General features: G+C 66.8%; 13 protein-coding genes. 3 read left to right on the top strand and 10 right to left on the bottom strand.

Going from position 1 to position 15,496, the window contains the following annotated elements:
• Positions 1-28 precede the first annotated feature (28 nt).
• The 5 genes from tpiA to MJO58_RS11235 all read right to left on the bottom strand — a co-directional run bounded on the left by tpiA (position 29) and on the right by MJO58_RS11235 (position 5,168).
• Complete coding sequence (tpiA, locus tag MJO58_RS11255; RefSeq protein WP_239722871.1) at positions 29-814, bottom strand: triose-phosphate isomerase; 786 nt, start codon at positions 812-814, stop codon at positions 29-31.
• Positions 811-2,061 (bottom strand): phosphoglycerate kinase, encoded by a 1,251-nt coding sequence (locus tag MJO58_RS11250; protein ID WP_090601569.1) that lies wholly within the window; start codon positions 2,059-2,061, stop codon positions 811-813. The genes tpiA and MJO58_RS11250 overlap by 4 nt, the downstream gene beginning before the upstream one ends.
• 3 nt (positions 2,062-2,064) lie before the next feature.
• Positions 2,065-3,084 carry a type I glyceraldehyde-3-phosphate dehydrogenase gene (gap, locus tag MJO58_RS11245; protein WP_090601568.1) on the bottom strand — a complete coding sequence of 340 codons (1,020 nt, stop codon included), beginning with the start codon at positions 3,082-3,084 and terminating at the stop codon, positions 2,065-2,067.
• Positions 3,085-3,251: 167 nt separating this feature from the next.
• Positions 3,252-3,545 (bottom strand): hypothetical protein, encoded by a 294-nt coding sequence (locus tag MJO58_RS11240; RefSeq protein WP_239722870.1) that lies wholly within the window; start codon positions 3,543-3,545, stop codon positions 3,252-3,254.
• A gap of 351 nt (positions 3,546-3,896) precedes the next feature.
• Positions 3,897-5,168, bottom strand: coding sequence for an RsbRD N-terminal domain-containing protein (locus MJO58_RS11235; RefSeq protein ID WP_239722869.1), 1,272 nt, complete (start codon positions 5,166-5,168; stop codon positions 3,897-3,899).
• Positions 5,169-5,401: 233 nt separating this feature from the next.
• Here MJO58_RS11235 and MJO58_RS11230 point away from each other — a divergent pair, with 233 nt between their 5' ends.
• Genes MJO58_RS11230 through MJO58_RS11220 form a run of 3 tightly spaced genes read left to right on the top strand, consistent with a single transcriptional unit; the run spans position 5,402 to position 9,030 of the window.
• Positions 5,402-6,142: a lysophospholipid acyltransferase family protein gene (locus MJO58_RS11230; protein ID WP_239723230.1), complete on the top strand. Its 741-nt coding sequence runs from the start codon at positions 5,402-5,404 to the stop codon at positions 6,140-6,142.
• Positions 6,143-6,145: 3 nt separating this feature from the next.
• Positions 6,146-7,774 (top strand): acyl-CoA ligase FadD12, encoded by a 1,629-nt coding sequence (gene fadD12 / locus MJO58_RS11225; protein ID WP_239722868.1) that lies wholly within the window; start codon positions 6,146-6,148, stop codon positions 7,772-7,774.
• Positions 7,774-9,030: an alpha/beta hydrolase gene (locus tag MJO58_RS11220; protein WP_239722865.1), complete on the top strand. Its 1,257-nt coding sequence runs from the start codon at positions 7,774-7,776 to the stop codon at positions 9,028-9,030. Before fadD12 ends, MJO58_RS11220 begins: the two co-directional genes overlap by 1 nt.
• Here MJO58_RS11220 and MJO58_RS11215 read toward each other — a convergent pair.
• The 5 genes from MJO58_RS11215 to uvrC are packed head-to-tail and all read right to left on the bottom strand — an operon-like array spanning position 9,027 to position 15,376.
• Positions 9,027-10,415 (bottom strand): WS/DGAT/MGAT family O-acyltransferase, encoded by a 1,389-nt coding sequence (locus tag MJO58_RS11215; protein ID WP_239722864.1) that lies wholly within the window; start codon positions 10,413-10,415, stop codon positions 9,027-9,029. The two genes, MJO58_RS11220 and MJO58_RS11215, sit on opposite strands and share 4 nt — an antisense overlap.
• 20 nt (positions 10,416-10,435) lie before the next feature.
• Entirely contained in the window at positions 10,436-11,413 is a 978-nt protein-coding gene (gene whiA, locus MJO58_RS11210) for a DNA-binding protein WhiA (protein WP_090608811.1), read from the bottom strand.
• Positions 11,410-12,486 carry a YvcK family protein gene (locus MJO58_RS11205; protein WP_239722862.1) on the bottom strand — a complete coding sequence of 359 codons (1,077 nt, stop codon included), beginning with the start codon at positions 12,484-12,486 and terminating at the stop codon, positions 11,410-11,412. Before MJO58_RS11205 ends, whiA begins: the two co-directional genes overlap by 4 nt.
• Complete coding sequence (rapZ, locus tag MJO58_RS11200; protein ID WP_239722861.1) at positions 12,483-13,415, bottom strand: RNase adapter RapZ; 933 nt, start codon at positions 13,413-13,415, stop codon at positions 12,483-12,485. The genes MJO58_RS11205 and rapZ overlap by 4 nt, the downstream gene beginning before the upstream one ends.
• Positions 13,412-15,376 (bottom strand): excinuclease ABC subunit UvrC, encoded by a 1,965-nt coding sequence (gene uvrC, locus MJO58_RS11195; RefSeq protein WP_239722860.1) that lies wholly within the window; start codon positions 15,374-15,376, stop codon positions 13,412-13,414. Before uvrC ends, rapZ begins: the two co-directional genes overlap by 4 nt.
• Positions 15,377-15,496 lie beyond the last annotated feature (120 nt).

Below are 15,496 nucleotides of genomic sequence, written 5' to 3'. Positions count from 1 at the left end.
GACCGGCCGTAACCGACGCTCGAAGCGTTCAGGGCAGGGGTCCACCGGCGGCGATGGCCGCCAGGATCGCGAATTGCTCGCCCTCCAGCGACGCTCCCCCGACCAGCCCGCCGTCGACGTCGTCCTGCGCGACGATCTCGCCGACGTTCTTGGCGTTGACCGAGCCGCCGTAGAGCACCCGCACCGTGTCGGCGATCTTGGGTGTCGCCAGTTCGCCCAGCTGCCGGCGGATCGCCCCGCAGACCTCCTGGGCGTCACCGGCACTGGCCACCCGGCCGGTGCCGATCGCCCAGACCGGCTCGTAAGCGATCACGACCTGACCGATCTGCTCGGCCGACAGGCCGGCCAGCGAATCCCGCACCTGCTTTTCGCAGTGGCTGACGTGCTCGCCGGCCTCCCGGATGTCGAGATGCTCGCCGACACACACGATCGGGGTCAGGCCATACTTGAGCGCGGCGGCGGCCTTGGCGGCAACCAGCGCGTCGTCCTCGTTGTGGTAGGTGCGCCGCTCCGAATGCCCGACGATCACGAAGGTGCAACCCAGCTTGGCCAGGAAGGTACCGCTGATGTCGCCGGTATAGGCGCCGGATTCGTGCTGCGACAAGTCCTGGGCACCGTAGGTCAACCGCAGCTTGTCGCCGTCGACCAGGGTCTGCACGCTGCGCAGGTTGGTGAACGGGGGCAGCACCGTGACGTCGACCTTGTCGAAGTACTTGTCCGGCAACGCAAATGCGATCTTCTGCACCAGCGCGATGGCCTCGAAGTGATTGAGGTTCATCTTCCAGTTGCCGGCGATCAGGGGCTTACGGCTCACGAGTCTCCGCTCCCCTCGTTCTGATCGGGCTGGGGACGTCCCAACACCTCGATGCCAGGCAACTCCTTGCCCTCCAGGTATTCCAGCGACGCGCCACCACCGGTCGATATGTGCGAGAAGTTGTCCTCGGGGATCCCGAGCGCACGCACCGCCGCCGCGGAATCACCACCACCCACCACGCTGAAGGCGCCCTTGCCGGTGGCCGTGGCGATCGCCTGGGCCACCCCCCGGGTGCCGGCCGCATACGCCGGGAACTCGAAGACGCCCATCGGGCCGTTCCAGAACACGGTCTCAGCATTGGACAGCAATGTGGCGAACCGCTTCACCGAACCTGGGCCGATGTCCAGGCCCATCAGATCGTCCGGAATGGCATTGGCGGCCACGAATTGTGGTGGCGAATCGGCACTGAAGTTCTCGGTCACCACGATGTCGCCGGGCAGTCGTAACACGTCGGCGTAGGTGTCCAGCAGGCTACGACAAGTCTCGATCATATGCTGTTCGAGAAGCGATTTTCCTACCGAAAAGCCCTGTGCCGCAAGAAAAGTGAAGCACATCCCGCCGCCGATCACGATGCTGTCGGCCTTGGTCGCCAGCGACTCGATCACGCCGAGTTTGTCCGACACCTTCGACCCGCCGAGCACCACCGCGTAGGGACGCTTGGTCGAAGTCGTCAGCTGTTCGAGCACCGCGATCTCGTCGGCCACCAGCTTGCCTGCGTAGTGCGGCAGCAGCGTGGCGATGTCATACACCGAGGCCTGCTTGCGGTGCACCACGCCGAAGCCATCGGAGACGAAAGCACCTCCCGGCCAGACCAATTCGGCGAGTTTCTTGGCCAACGCCAACCGCTCGCCGTCGTCCTTGCTGGTCTCGCGCGGATCGAAGCGGATGTTCTCCAGCAACAGGATGTCGCCGTCGGTCAGGCCCTCGGCGCGCGCCAGCGCATCCGTTCCGACGACGTCCCCGGCCAGCTGCACGTGCCGGCCCAGCTGCTCGCCGAGCGCGGCCGCGACCGGCGCCAGCGACAGCTTCGGGTCGGGCCCGTCCTTCGGGCGTCCCAGGTGCGCGGTCACCACCACCTTGGCGCCGCCATCCAGCAGTGTCTTCAGCGTCGGGACCGACGCGGTGATTCGGCCCTGGTCGGTGATGTCACCGGCATCGTTGAGCGGCACATTGAGGTCGGAGCGCACCAGCACGGCGCGACCCGAAACACCCTCGGACAGCAGGTCTTCGAGGTTTGGGACGCTCACGGTTTACAGCGACTTGCCGACCAGCGAGACCAGGTCAACGAGTCGGTTGGAGTAACCCCACTCGTTGTCGTACCACGACACGATCTTGGCCTGGTTGCCGATCACCTTCGTCAAGCCCGAGTCGAAGATCGAGCTGTGCGGGTCGGTGACGATGTCACTGGACACGATCGGCGCGTCGTAGTACTTGAGGATGCCCTTGAGCGGGCCCTCGGCGGCGGCCTTCATCGCGGCGTTGATCTCCTCGGCACTGGCGGACTTGGCCAACTCGGCGGTCAAGTCGGTGACCGAACCGGTGGGGATCGGCACCCGCAGCGCGTACCCGTCGAGCTTGCCCTTCAGTTCCGGCAAGACCAGGCCGATGGCCTTGGCCGCACCGGTCGAGGTCGGCACGATGTTCAGCGCGGCCGCACGAGCGCGACGCAGGTCCTTGTGCGGGCCGTCCTGCAGGTTCTGATCCTGGGTGTAGGCGTGGATCGTCGTCATCAGGCCCCTGACGATGCCGAACTCGTCGTTGAGGACCTTGGCGACCGGACCGAGGCAGTTCGTGGTGCACGACGCGTTGGAGATGATGTTCTGGCTGCCGTCGTACTTGTCGTCGTTGACGCCCAGCACGATGGTGATGTCCTCGTCGGTCGCGGGGGCCGAGATGATCACCTTTTTGGCGCCGGCGTCCAGGTGCCCCTTGGCCTTGGCCGCGTTGGTGAAGATGCCGGTGGACTCGACGACGACGTCGACGCCCAGGTCACCCCACGGCAGGGCGGCCGGACCCTCGCGGACCTCGAGCGCCTTGATCTTTGCCGGACCGACGACGATGGTGTCTTCACCTTCGAGGGTCACGTCGTGGGGCAGCCGGCCCAGGATGGAGTCGAATTTCAGCAGATGCGCCAGGGTGGCATTGTCGGTCAGATCGTTGACCGCGATTACCTCGATGTCGGCGCCGCCCTGCTCCCGCTGGGCAAGCAACGCCCGGTAGAAATTGCGTCCGATTCGACCGAAGCCGTTGATACCTACTCGGACTGTCACTGGTGTCTCCCTCGGTAAGTCTGGTGTTGAACCCCTGGGCGTCAGCCTAGATCAGTAGTGGCAACGGTTGCTGAACTGGTAACAGTCCCGAACCCGCGACGGCCAAACGCCGAGTTAGAAGGCGCCGGCCGAGGCGGGCCAGGCGATTGAGGTCGGTGATCGCGGCCCTAGCGGACCACCAGCCGCGGTCCCCGAAGGTCGGCTGTCGGCTGGACCACAAATCGGCGCTGCAGGTTCTCGATCAAGCTGTCGAGTGTCTTACGCTCCTGCTCCTCGGCGCGCGCGGTGCGACGAAAGACACCCGCGCTTTCGGCGTCGCCCCTGGCTTCGGCGACGGCAATCGCCTTGTGGTAGCCCTCGATCCGTTGGGCGATCAGGCGGCGGTTCTGAGTCAGCAGACGCAGAAAGTAGTCGGCCTGGCGCTGATCCGCGGTGTCGGCCACCACTGTTGCGCGATTCACAGCACCGACAGTGCGGCCTGCGGTCACGGCCGACCCCGCTTGACGAACGCGGCCCGGGCCAGGACGGACCGCGGCGCCGCGAGAGTGGTGCCCGCGACGGTCACGGGCACCACTCGAGCTGTGCGCTGCGACCGAGCGCGCATCACGCTCGTCAGACAAACCAGCGAAGTCCATCTCTTCTTTCTCTCAACTGGCAGTTCAGTGTTTAGCGCGGTAACCATAACCCCCCGAATCCGACCAGCGCCATATCCTTCGGCGACGAAGCCTAGGTCGCTTTTGCTAGCACGGCATAAACGCCAGGTCAGCCGCTGGGAGGCGGCGACTACTTCGGCGGCTCAGAGCTGGTGGCTGCTAAGGACATTCGTGGGCCATGTGCAATAACGCCGGTGCCATCCACCGGCAGGCCTCCAGCGCGATCTGCACCTGCAACATCGCGTCGGGGTCGCCGAGACTGTGGCCGCACAGCTGCATGGCCCGCGTCACAGCTTCCTGAATGATGTTGGGGGGCAACCGCATTACCTCAGCAGTCACGACGTGATTTCGGTTTCTGGATAGAAATTCGCGCAACGTTTCGCGCAACCACCCGCAGCGCTCGTCGTCGTGGCCGAGATCGCCGAGCACATCGATGACAAAGGAACGCAGTTCGTCCAAGTCGCCGGCCATCAACGCAATTGGCGCGATCTCGCTGTAGAAAATTACCCGGGCATCCGATCGGCCTCGGCCGGCAAAAGCGACCGCCTTCACCCGCTCCGCCTGTTTCAGCGATGCCCGGAACCCGCTTTGCCCTTCTTCCACACGGCCAAATGCCAGTCCGGCCCGAACTCCTGCGGACTCGAAAGCCGTTCGCACCCGGAACTGGTCGATCTCCGGTTTGCCAGAACCGTCGAGCGCAAACCACAACCGGGCCTCGCGCTGGTGCGTCGGCACCAGCAATGTGCCGTTCACCGCGCCCACCGCGGCGGCGACCGCGCGGCGCACCCGATCGAACGACGACACCACATCCAGGGCCGGCACGAGCTCGTCGACCCACAACGCCGCGGCGATGTGCACACCGTGCAACGGATACGTCAAGACGCTGTCGGCCACTTGCGCGGCAACCGGGACGTTGTCGCGCGCCTGCTCGTCCGACAGCGGCTGACGGCCGCCCCCGTCGCCGAGGCATTCGTCGCGTTCCAGCTCATAGGAGACCGTCAGCTGATCGGCCACCGCGTCGACAAAGCTCGCCGAGCGAGACACCAGATCGACGATCGTCGGCACCTGCCGTACCGGCTCTACCAGGGCCACGAACCGGGTCGCCGCCTCCAGGAAACGCGCGTACACGATGCGGTGCGCCCGCACCAGCACCGACAACGGAACGTCGCGCCGCGCGGCCGCACGCACGTAGGCGACGGACGCCGCCGGGGCCTGGAACCACTCGGGCGGCGCACCCTTGGCCAGGAACTCGATGCCGGCGACCACGCTGTCGGTGAGGCTGGCCCGCCATAGCTCCAGCATGGCGGCGTCGTAGTTGAGGTCCCGGTTCTCCGCCTTGATCTCTTCGAAGACCTCGGCGATGAAGCCGTCGCGGATGCGGTCCATCTCCCGGGCGATCACCGACATCGGGTCCGCAATGACGTCGACCATGCCGGCCACCTTCCATCCCGTTAGGCCCCACCCACCACTGTGCGTGACCGGGACTCCGAAGGTAAGAGTGTTTGCCTGTTAGCCATCCAATCCAAAGCCCTGGCTACCATCGAGGGACTCAACGCGGGAACTCTCGAGCGACGCCAAAGGGGGCATCGGTGAGCGAAGTGGGCGCGAGCGACAGTGACGACCCCGAGATCGGCAAATTCGACCCCGGTCTGACTCAGCGCCTGATGGCGGTGATGCGCCCGGTCTTGAAGAGGTATTTCCGGTCCGAGGTGCACGGCTTGGACTCCTTCCCGCCGGGCGGAGCGCTGGTGGTCGGTAACCACTCGGGGGGGACGTTCCCGATGGATGTCCCGATCTTCAGCGTCGACTTCTACGAGAAGTTCGGGTACGACCGGCCGGTCTACACGCTGAGCCACGACATCTTGTTCCTGGGCGTGACGGGCGGGCTGTTTCGGCGCACCGGCTACATCCGGGCTAACCGGGAGAACGCCGCCAAAGCGTTGCGGTCCGGCGGTGTGGTGGTCGTCTTTCCCGGCGGTGACTACGACGCCTACCGGCCGACCGCGTCGGAGAACGTCATCGACTTCAACGGCCGCAAAGGATATGTCCGCACCGCGATCGAAGCCGGCGTCCCGATCGTTCCCGCGGTCTCCATCGGCGGCCAGGAGACCCAGCTGTACCTGACCCGCGGCACCTGGCTGGCCGAGCGGCTGGGGATCAAGCGGCTGCTGCGCAGCGCCATCCTGCCGGTCTCGTTCGGCTTCCCGTTCGGGTTCAGCGCCGTCGTGCCGCCGAATGTGCCGTTGCCCACCAAGATCGTCACGCAGGTGCTGGAACCCATCGACATCGCCGCGCAGTTCGGCGAGGACCCCGACATCGACGCGGTCGACGAGCACGTGCGCTCGGTGATGCAGGAAGCTCTCAAAGACCTCGCCGCCAAGCGCCGTTTCCCGATTCTGGGCTGAGCCATGCCATCTCCCTTGGACCAGGCTCGTGGCGTCTTGGGCGTCTTGGCGACGTTGCGGCGCGCCCGAATGATCGCGCCGATGCGGCCCGACCGCTACCTGAAGATGGCTGCGGCGATGCGTCGCGAGGGCATGGGCATGACGGTCGGTTTCGCCGGCGCCGCCCAGCGCTGCCCGGACCGCCCCGCCGTGATCGACGAACTCGGCACGCTGACCTGGCGGCAACTCGACGAGCGGATCAACGCACTGGCCGCCGCGCTGCAGGCCCTGCCGTCGGGCCAGCCGCAAGTGATCGGGATCATGTGCCGAAATCACCGCGGCTTCATCGAGGCGCTGGTAGCCGCCAACCGGATCGGCTCCGACGTCGTGCTGCTCAACACGTCGTTCGCCGGCCCGGCGATGGCCGAGGTGGTCAACCGCGAGGGCGTCGACGCCGCGATCTACGACGAGGAGTTCACCGCGACGGTGGACCGCGCGCTGGCCGACAAGCCCGACGCCACCCGCATCGTGGCTTTCCGCGATGAGTCGCACGACGTGACGGTCGACAAGCTCATCGCCGATCACCTCGGCCGGCGGCCCGAGCGCACCGGACGCAAGGGCAAGATGATCCTGCTGACCTCGGGCACCACCGGAAGTCCCAAGGGCGCCAAGCAATCTGGCGGCGGCGCCGGCATCGGCACGCTGAAGGCGATCCTGGACCGCACGCCGTGGCGCGCGGAGGAGACCGTCGTGATCGTCGCGCCGATGTTCCACGCGTGGGGTTTCTCGCAGCTGATCTTCGCCGCGTCGATGGCCTGCACGATCGTCACCCGGCGCAAGTTCGACCCGGAGGCCACGCTGGAGCTCGTCGACCGCCATCAGGCCACCGGCCTGGCCGTGGTTCCGGTGATGTTCGACCGCATCATGGAACTGCCCGACGATGTCCGAAACCGCTACAGCAGCAAGTCATTACGTTTTGCAGCGGCGTCCGGTTCGCGAATGCGACCCGACGTGGTCATCGCGTTCATGGACCAGTTCGGCGACGTGATCTACAACAACTACAACGCGACCGAGGCGGGCATGATCGCCACGGCCACACCGGCGGATCTGCGCGCTGCGCCCGACACCGCGGGCAGGCCGGCCGGTGGAACCGAAATCCGGATCCTGGACCGGGAATTCAACGAGATGCCCACCGGCGAGGTCGGCACCATCTACGTCCGCAACGACACCCAATTCGACGGCTACACCTCCGGTAACACGAAGGATTTCCACGCCGGCTTCATGTCGTCGGGCGACGTCGGCTATCTGGACGAGGCCGGACGGCTGTTCGTCGTCGGCCGCGACGACGAGATGATCGTGTCCGGCGGCGAGAACATCTACCCGATCGAGGTGGAGAAGACGCTTGCCGCGCACCCGGACGTGACCGAGGCCGCGGTGATCGGCGTGGACGACGAGCAGTACGGCCAGCGGCTGGCGGCGTTCGTGGTGCTGAGCCCCGGCTCGGCGGCCACGCCCGAGACGCTCAAACAACACGTTCGCGACAACCTCGCCAACTACAAAGTGCCGCGCGAGATTTCGGTTCTCGATGAGCTGCCCCGCGGCAGCACCGGCAAGATCCAGCGGGCCGAACTGCAATCACGGGCGGGGGGCTGATGCGCGTCTTCAAAAAAAGGCCGCTGGTGCGCGCGGCAGTCGAACTGCTCAACGCCGCCAACGGATTACATCCGGTCACCCGCAATCCCTACGCCTCGGTCGCGGTGTTCTGGTTCGGCTGGCCCACCTCGGAGGTGCCGGGCCTGTACGCCGGCGTCTCCATGCTGGATGCGGCGCGGCGCGCCCGCCGCGGGGACTTCGCCGGACCGAAAGGCAAAGCGGCGCTGGCGATGACGGCCGCGTCCTGGGCGATCCTGGCAGTGATCGGTTACCGGGGTGCCGCGACGCCGGGCCCGGTGCTGGAATCGTGCCTGACCGAACAGCTCGGCGCAGACTACGCCGAAGAACTCAAAGCGTTGCCCGCCGAACCCACGCGCCGGGGCCGGCGCAACCCACCCCTGCGCACCACCGGGGCGCGGCGCCGCTTCGTCGAGAAAGAGAACATCGTGCGCTACGGCCCGCACGGTCGCTCCAACCTGGCCGACGTCTGGCGCCGCCGCGACCTGCCGCGCGACGGCAAGGCGCCGGTACTGCTGCAGGTGCCCGGCGGTGCGTGGATGATCGGGTGGCGCCGTCCGCAGGCGTATCCCTTGATGAGTCACCTGGTTTCGCGCGGCTGGATCTGCGTGTCGATGAACTACCGCGTCGCTCCGCGGTACACGTGGCCCGACCATATCGTCGACGTCAAGCGGGCATTGGCGTGGGTCAAGGAGAACATCGCGGCCTATGGCGGCGACCCGAATTTCGTTGCCATCAGCGGCGGTTCGGCCGGTGGCCATCTGACGGCGCTAGCGGCCCTGACTCCAAACGATCCCAAGTTCCAGCCCGGCTTCGAAGAGGCCGACACGTCGGTGGCGGCGGCCGTGCCGTTCTATGGCCGTTACGACTGGTATTCCACCGATGAGCCGGGGCGCGCCGAGTTCGTCGAGGTGCTGGAAAGATTGGTCGTCAAACGCAAACTGAGTACCCATTCGCACATCTATTTCGATGCGTCACCGATCCGGTATGTACGGGCCGACGCACCACCGTTTTTCGTGCTGCACGGCACCGACGACTCACTCATCCCGGTGGTCGAATCCCGCGAATTCGTCGAAGAGTTACGGGCGGTGTCGAAGTCGCCCGTCGCCTACGCCGAATTACCCAACGCCCAGCACGCTTTCGACATCTTCGGTTCCCCGCGGGCGCAAAAATCGGCCGAGGCCGTCGCGCGGTTCTTGTCCTGGGTGTACGCGACGACCTACCTGCCTCGCGACTAGCCCCGGTCGATCGCTTTCTCGAGTTCGGTCAGCGCCGGTTCGATCGCATCGGCCATATCGTCGATGTCGTTGGCCACCTCCGGTGTCGTCACGAAACCGAAGTCCAGGTAGTCCGTGTAGGAGAAGCAGGTGATATTGAGCGCGATGTCCATCACCGGCGGGCCCAGCGGCACCAGCGATTCCAGCTTCGCACCGGCCATGTACAGCGGCATCGGCGGACCCGGAACGTTGGACACGACCAGGTTGAGCGGGGCCAGGTTCCGCGACAGGCCGGTCGCGGTGTACGCGCGCGCGGCCAGCTGCAGCAGGCCGGGCGGGGTGGTCTCGGTGAGCCCCATGATCTGATGCGCCGACAGCGCCTTCGCCATTTCCTTGGCGCTCTGCGTGCTTTCGTGGATGGCCCGCAGCCGCTCGGCGGGATCGTCGATGTCAGTGGCCAGCGACGCCGTCATCGAGCTGATCTGGTTGCCGACGTCGTCCTTGTTGTCGTCGGTGCGGGTGGAGACCGGGATCTGCGCGATCAGCGGCTTGGCCGGCAGCTCACCGCGCTTCTGTAGATACTCGCGGGCCGCACCGGCCACCAGTGCCAGCACGACGTCGTTGAGCTTGACGCCGTAGGCATCCTTGACGGCCTTGGCGCGGGCCAGCTCGACGCGGCATCCGGTCACCCGCCGGTGCGGCGAGACCGGGGCGTTGAACCGGGTTTTGGGCGCCTCGAAGAAGCGCGGCGGCCTGCTGGTGAGACCCAGCGCGGCGACCTGCTGGCGCACCGTCTGCTCCACCAGCCGGGCGATACGGAACGGCGTCTTGACGCCGACGTTGATCAGCGCGCCCACCGCGCGCCGCTCGATCCCCGGAATCTTGTGCCCCACCAGCGAGCCCACCGTCTCCTGTTGCGGCGGACGAGGTTCCGGCGTGACGTCCAACAGGATTTCGCCCAGCCCGGCTCCGGACACCCCGTCGACGATCGCGTGATGCATCTTGGTCAGCGTCGCGATCCGGCCGCCGTCGACGCCCTCGATCACCCAGAGCTCCCACAGCGGCCGCGCCCGGTCCAGCTTGTAGGACATCAGCCGGCCGATCAGCTCCTCGAGCTCGCGCCGCCCGCCCGGCGCGGGAACGGCGATGCGCCGCAGGTGATAGTCGATGTCGAGGTCTTCGTCTTCGACGAACCACGGCCGGTCCAGGCCCAGCGGCGCTCCGGTGACCCGCCAACGCAGCTGCGGCAGTTCGGGCAGTCGCTCGATCAGCATTTCCCGAAGCCGGGCGAAGCTGTAGTCCGACGCGCCGCTGGGATCACAGATCGCCAGCGCACCGACATGCATGTGCCAGCCTGCGGTTTCTGCAGACCAAAACGCCGCATCAACGCTCGAAAGCCGTTTCATTACCTGACCGTAGCCGTCGGTCAGGCGTCCTCCAATAGGTCTGGCGTAACTGCCGACTCCGTATCGGGGATGCCGTCGACCTTGGCCTTGCGATCGGCCATCGACAGCAGCCGCCGAATGCGGCCCGCCACAGCATCTTTGGTCATCGGGGGATCGGCGAGCCGGCCCAGCTCCTCCAGCGAGGCCTGCCGGTGCTCCACGCGCAGCTTGCCGGCCGAGGCCAGATGGTCCGGAACGGTATCGCCCAGGATCTCCAGCGCCCGCTCCACCCGGGCCGCCGCTGCGACCGCGGCCCGTGCCGATCGCCGCAGGTTGGCGTCGTCGAAGTTGGCCAGCCGGTTGGCGGTCGCCCGCACCTCTCGGCGCATCCGGCGTTCCTCCCACACCAGCCGGGTGTCCTGGGCGCCCATCCGGGTCAGCAGCGCGCCGATCGCCTCGCCGTCGCGCACCACCACCCGATCGGCACCGCGCACCTCGCGGGCCTTGGCGCTAACGCCGAGGCGGCGCGCCGCGCCCACCAACGCCAGCGCCGCCTCCGGGCCGGGGCAGCTGACCTCGAGCGCGGACGAACGTCCGGGCTCGGTCAACGATCCGTGTGCCAAAAAGGCACCGCGCCACGCGGCTTCGGCATCCCCGATGCTGCCACCGACCACCTGGGCCGGCAGCCCCCGCACCGGACGCCCCCGCATGTCGAGCAGCCCGGTCTGGCGGGCCAGCGCCTCGCCGTCGTTGGCCACCCGCAGCACGTACCGGGTGCTCTTGCGAATCCCGCTGGCCGACAACACATGCACGACCGCGTTGTAGCCGTAGAGGTCGAAGATGTCCTTGCGCAACCGGCGGGCGATGTTGCCCAGGTCCACCTCGGCCTCGACGACCACCCGGCCGCCCACGATGTGCAACCCACCGGCGAAGCGCAGCAAGGAGGTGACCTCGGCTCGACGCGCGCTGACCGATTTCACTACCAAGCGGCTCAACTCGTCCTTGACTTCGGTCGTCATCGCCACGCGTCGTCACCCCTTGGTCCGCTGCCAGCTGGTCCGTTCACGCCCGTCGTTGAACTTTCACCGTCAACCCGAATCTCTGCGGTGGCCTTCGCCGAAGGCGCTGCTGGACCCGTGCGGCCCGTTCGGACCCCGTCCAGGACCGCCGCAAGCTTGCCCGGATCATGTAAAGGTGTACCAGGTCGGGACACGTCGGCGAAGTGGACCTCGGCCTTTAGCAGGGTCGCGGTGCGGCGCAGTTGCTCGCGTTCGCGCTCACTCGGCACCCGATCGGCGTCGATGATGATGTCGTTGACGGTGAACCCGGGGGCGTGCTGGGCCAACACGTGCAGATGGCGCTCCACCGAGAACCCGGCCGTCTCCCCCGGTTCGGCCACCAGGTTCAGCACCAGGGCGCGGCGGGCCGAGGTGGCGCGCAGCGCCGCGACCAGCTCCGGAACCAGCACGTGCGGGATCACGCTGGTGAACCAGGATCCGGGCCCCAGCACCACCAAGTCGGCGGCCATGATCGCGTCCACGGCCTGCCGGGTCGCCGGTGGGTCCGGCGGAAGCAGCCGCACGCGGCGCACCTTGCCCGGTGTGGTCGCGACGGCGACCTGACCGCGAATCACCCGGAACATCCGCGGATCGGCCTCCAGGCCGGACACATCGGCCTCGATCTGCAGCGCGATCGGGCACATCGGCAGCACCCGGCCCTTGACGCCGAGGATGCGCCCGAGTTCGTCGAGAGCCGCGACCGGATCGGCCAGCACCTCGGACAGGCCGGCCAGCATCAGGTTGCCGATCGGATGGCCGGCCAGGGCCCCGCTGCCGCCGAATCGGTGTTGCATGATGGTCGCCCACAGCCGCCCATAAGGACTGTCAGATGCCAACGCCGCCAACGCCATTCGCAGATCACCCGGCGGCACCACGTCCAATTCGCTGCGCAGCCGGCCCGACGAGCCGCCGTCATCGGCGACGGTCACCACGGCCGTGACGTAGGGCGTGAGCCGGCGCGCCGCCGACAACGTCGCATACAAGCCGTGTCCACCGCCCAGCGCGACGATGCCCTCGCTCTGTGGTGGACTCATTCGCGGCCCAGATCCCGGTGCAGCACCCGCACCGACAGTTGCTCATCGGCCCGCAACAACTGCATCAATGCCTCGGCGATCGCAACGCTGCGATGTTTGCCGCCGGTACAGCCGATCGCGACCGTCATGTAGCGCTTGCCCTCCCGGCGGTAGCCGTCGACAACCAGAGATAGCAGTCGATGGTAAGCGTCGAGAAACTCCGCCGCCCCCGGTTGGCCCAACACATAGTCACGTACGGCGGGGTGCTGGCCGGTGTGTGGTCGCAATTCGTCGACCCAATGCGGGTTCGGCAGAAATCGCACATCCATCACCATGTCGGCGTCCATCGGCAGGCCATACTTGAAGCCGAACGACTCAACGGTGACACTCGTCGACGTGCTCGTGTCACCGCCGAAGGCACGCTCGATGCTTTCCCGCAGGCCCCGCACCGACAGTGTGGACGTGTCGATGATCAGATCTGCGGTCGCGCGAACCGGTGCCAGCATCCGGCGCTCGGCCGCGATGCCCTCGGCCAGCGTCTGCTGGCCCTGCAGCGGGTGGCTGCGGCGGTTCTGTTCGTAGCGGCGCACCAACATGTCGTCGGAGGCTTCCATGAAAACCACGCGCGGGTTGATGTTGCGGGTGGCCAATTCGTTGCGGACCTCGTCGAGGTCGCCGGTAAATCCGCGCGATCGCACGTCCATCACGACGGCGAGCTGCGTGATCCGTGAGCCGGCCGCCAGCCCGAAATCCACCATCCGGGTGATCAGCTGGGGCGGCAGGTTGTCGGCGACATACCAGCCGAGGTCCTCGAGCACCTTGGCCGCGGTCCCCCGCCCCGCGCCCGACAATCCGGTGACCAGAACGACATCGATCCCGGCGGCGTCAGCCGGGTGGCCGTCGGCCCGGTCCGCGCGCACGGATCGCTGCTCGCTGTCGTGACTCGTCATGCCGAGGCTCCGGGTTGTTCGGGCTGCTCGGGTCGTAGCGCCTCGAGGACGGCCGTGGCCGTTGCCACGCCGATACCCGGCACGGCGGTGATCTGGTCGACGGTGGCCTCCTTGAGGCGAGCTATCGATCCGAAGTGAGTGACCAGCGCCTTGCGGCGATGTTCTCCCAATCCTGGCACCGAATCCAGCGCTGAGGCGGTCATTCGCTTGGATCGCTTGCTGCGATGGTAGGTGATCGCGAACCGGTGCGCCTCGTCACGCACCCGCTGCAGCAAATAGAGTCCCTCGCTGTTGCGCGGCATGATGACCGGATCCGGCTCCGAGGGCACCCACACCTCCTCCAGTCGCTTGGCCAGCCCGATCACCGCGACGTCGGTGATGCCGAGCTCCTCGAGCACCGCGCTGGCCGCATTGACTTGCGGCGCGCCGCCGTCGACAACGTACAGATTGGGCGGATAAGCGAACCGGCGTGACTTCCCTTCCGGGGAAAGCATATTCGGGTCGCTCTGGTCGCTGAGGTGCCGCACGAACCGGCGCCGGGTCACCTCGGCGATGGAGGCGACGTCGTCGGAGCGCCCCTGCCCGGCGGCTTCCCGGATTCCGAAGTGACGGTAGTCCGACTTGCGCGGCAGGCCGTCCTCGAAAACCACCAGCGAACCCACCACGTCGGTGCCCTGCACGTGGCTGATGTCGACACACTCGATCCGCAGCGGCGCGTCGGCCAGCCCCAGCGCGTCCTGAATGTTCTGCAGCGCTGCGGATCTGGCGTTGAAGTCGCCGGCTCGCCTCAGCTTGTGTTGCTGCAGAGCTTCTTTCGCGTTGCGTTGCACGGTCTCGGCCAGTGCCCGCTTGTCACCGCGACGCGGCACCCGCAGCACGACCCGCGAGCCGCGCAGTCCGGACAACCAGCTGGCCAACTCCTCGGCGTTGGACGGCAGGCACGGCACCAGCACCTCGCGCGGAACCGGATTGACGGATTCGTCGGCCGCTTGACCGGTTTGGAAGTCCAGTTCCGCCTGGTCGCCGTAGAACTGCGTCAGGAACTGCTCGACCAACTGCTCTTCGCTGGAATCGCCTGGCTCAGCTGACTTTTCAACGATCCAACCGCGCTGACCGCGAACTCGGCCGCCGCGCACGTGAAACACCTGCACCGCCGCCTCGAGCTCGTCGTCGGCGAACGCCACCACGTCGGCATCGGTGCCGTCACCAAGCACGACGGCCTGCTTCTCCATCGCCCGTTTGAGTGCGCCGATGTCGTCGCGAAGCCGCGCCGCGCGTTCGAAGTCGAGTTGCTCGGCTGCCGCGTGCATTTGCTGTTCCAGCTCGCGGGCGAACCGGTCGGTCTTGCCGGACAGGAAGTCGCAAAAGTCGGTGACGATCTGGCGGTGTTGCTCCTCGCTGACCCTGCCGATGCAGGGGGCCGAGCATTTGTCGATGTAGCCGAGTAGACAGGGACGGTCGATTTGCTTGTGCCGCTTGAATACTCCGCCGGAACAGGTCCGTGCTGGGAACACCCGGGTGAGCAGATCCAGCGTCTCCCGGATCGCCCAGGCGTGCGAGTACGGGCCGAAATAGCGAACCCCCTTGCGGCGCGGGCCGCGATACACCATCAGCCGGGGAAATTCCTCGTTGAGGGTCACCGCCAGCACCGGGTACGACTTGTCGTCGCGGTAACGGACATTGAAACGCGGATCGAATTCCTTGATCCAGTTGTATTCCAGCTGCAAGGCCTCGACTTCGGTGTTGACGACTGTCCACTCGACCTTGGCCGCGGTAGTCACCATCTGCCGGGTGCGCGGGTGCAGATTCGCGACGTCGGCGAAATATGACGTCAACCGACTGCGCAGGCTTTTGGCCTTGCCGACGTAGATCACCCGCCCGTGCGTGTCCCGGAATCGGTAGACACCCGGCTCGACCGGAATGGACCCGGGAGCCGGACGATAAGTGGCGGGATCTGGCACGTATCCAGGCTAGTAGCCGCTAAACGGGCCGCGGCGGATCGGGTTCGCGTGGCGCAAATCGGCCGGTTTTCGCCCGCCGCGAACACACCTGGCGGTTTGGGAGCATCCGGTTCGGGCTAA

Source organism: Mycobacterium lentiflavum (genome assembly GCF_022374895.2).
Taxonomy (GTDB): domain Bacteria; phylum Actinomycetota; class Actinomycetes; order Mycobacteriales; family Mycobacteriaceae; genus Mycobacterium; species Mycobacterium lentiflavum.
This window is presented reverse-complemented; position numbering and strand designations above follow the sequence as displayed.

Coding starts and splice junctions, on each gene's coding strand:
- MJO58_RS11235 (WP_239722869.1), bottom strand. CDS start 5,168: ATGGTCGACGTCATTGCGGACCCGATGTCGGTGATCGCCCGGGAGATG.
- MJO58_RS11230 (WP_239723230.1), top strand. CDS start 5,402: ATGGCGGTGATGCGCCCGGTCTTGAAGAGGTATTTCCGGTCCGAGGTG.
- fadD12 (WP_239722868.1), top strand. CDS start 6,146: ATGCCATCTCCCTTGGACCAGGCTCGTGGCGTCTTGGGCGTCTTGGCG.
- MJO58_RS11220 (WP_239722865.1), top strand. CDS start 7,774: ATGCGCGTCTTCAAAAAAAGGCCGCTGGTGCGCGCGGCAGTCGAACTG.
- MJO58_RS11215 (WP_239722864.1), bottom strand. CDS start 10,415: ATGAAACGGCTTTCGAGCGTTGATGCGGCGTTTTGGTCTGCAGAAACC.
- whiA (WP_090608811.1), bottom strand. CDS start 11,413: ATGACGACCGAAGTCAAGGACGAGTTGAGCCGCTTGGTAGTGAAATCG.
- MJO58_RS11205 (WP_239722862.1), bottom strand. CDS start 12,486: ATGAGTCCACCACAGAGCGAGGGCATCGTCGCGCTGGGCGGTGGACAC.
- rapZ (WP_239722861.1), bottom strand. CDS start 13,415: ATGACGAGTCACGACAGCGAGCAGCGATCCGTGCGCGCGGACCGGGCC.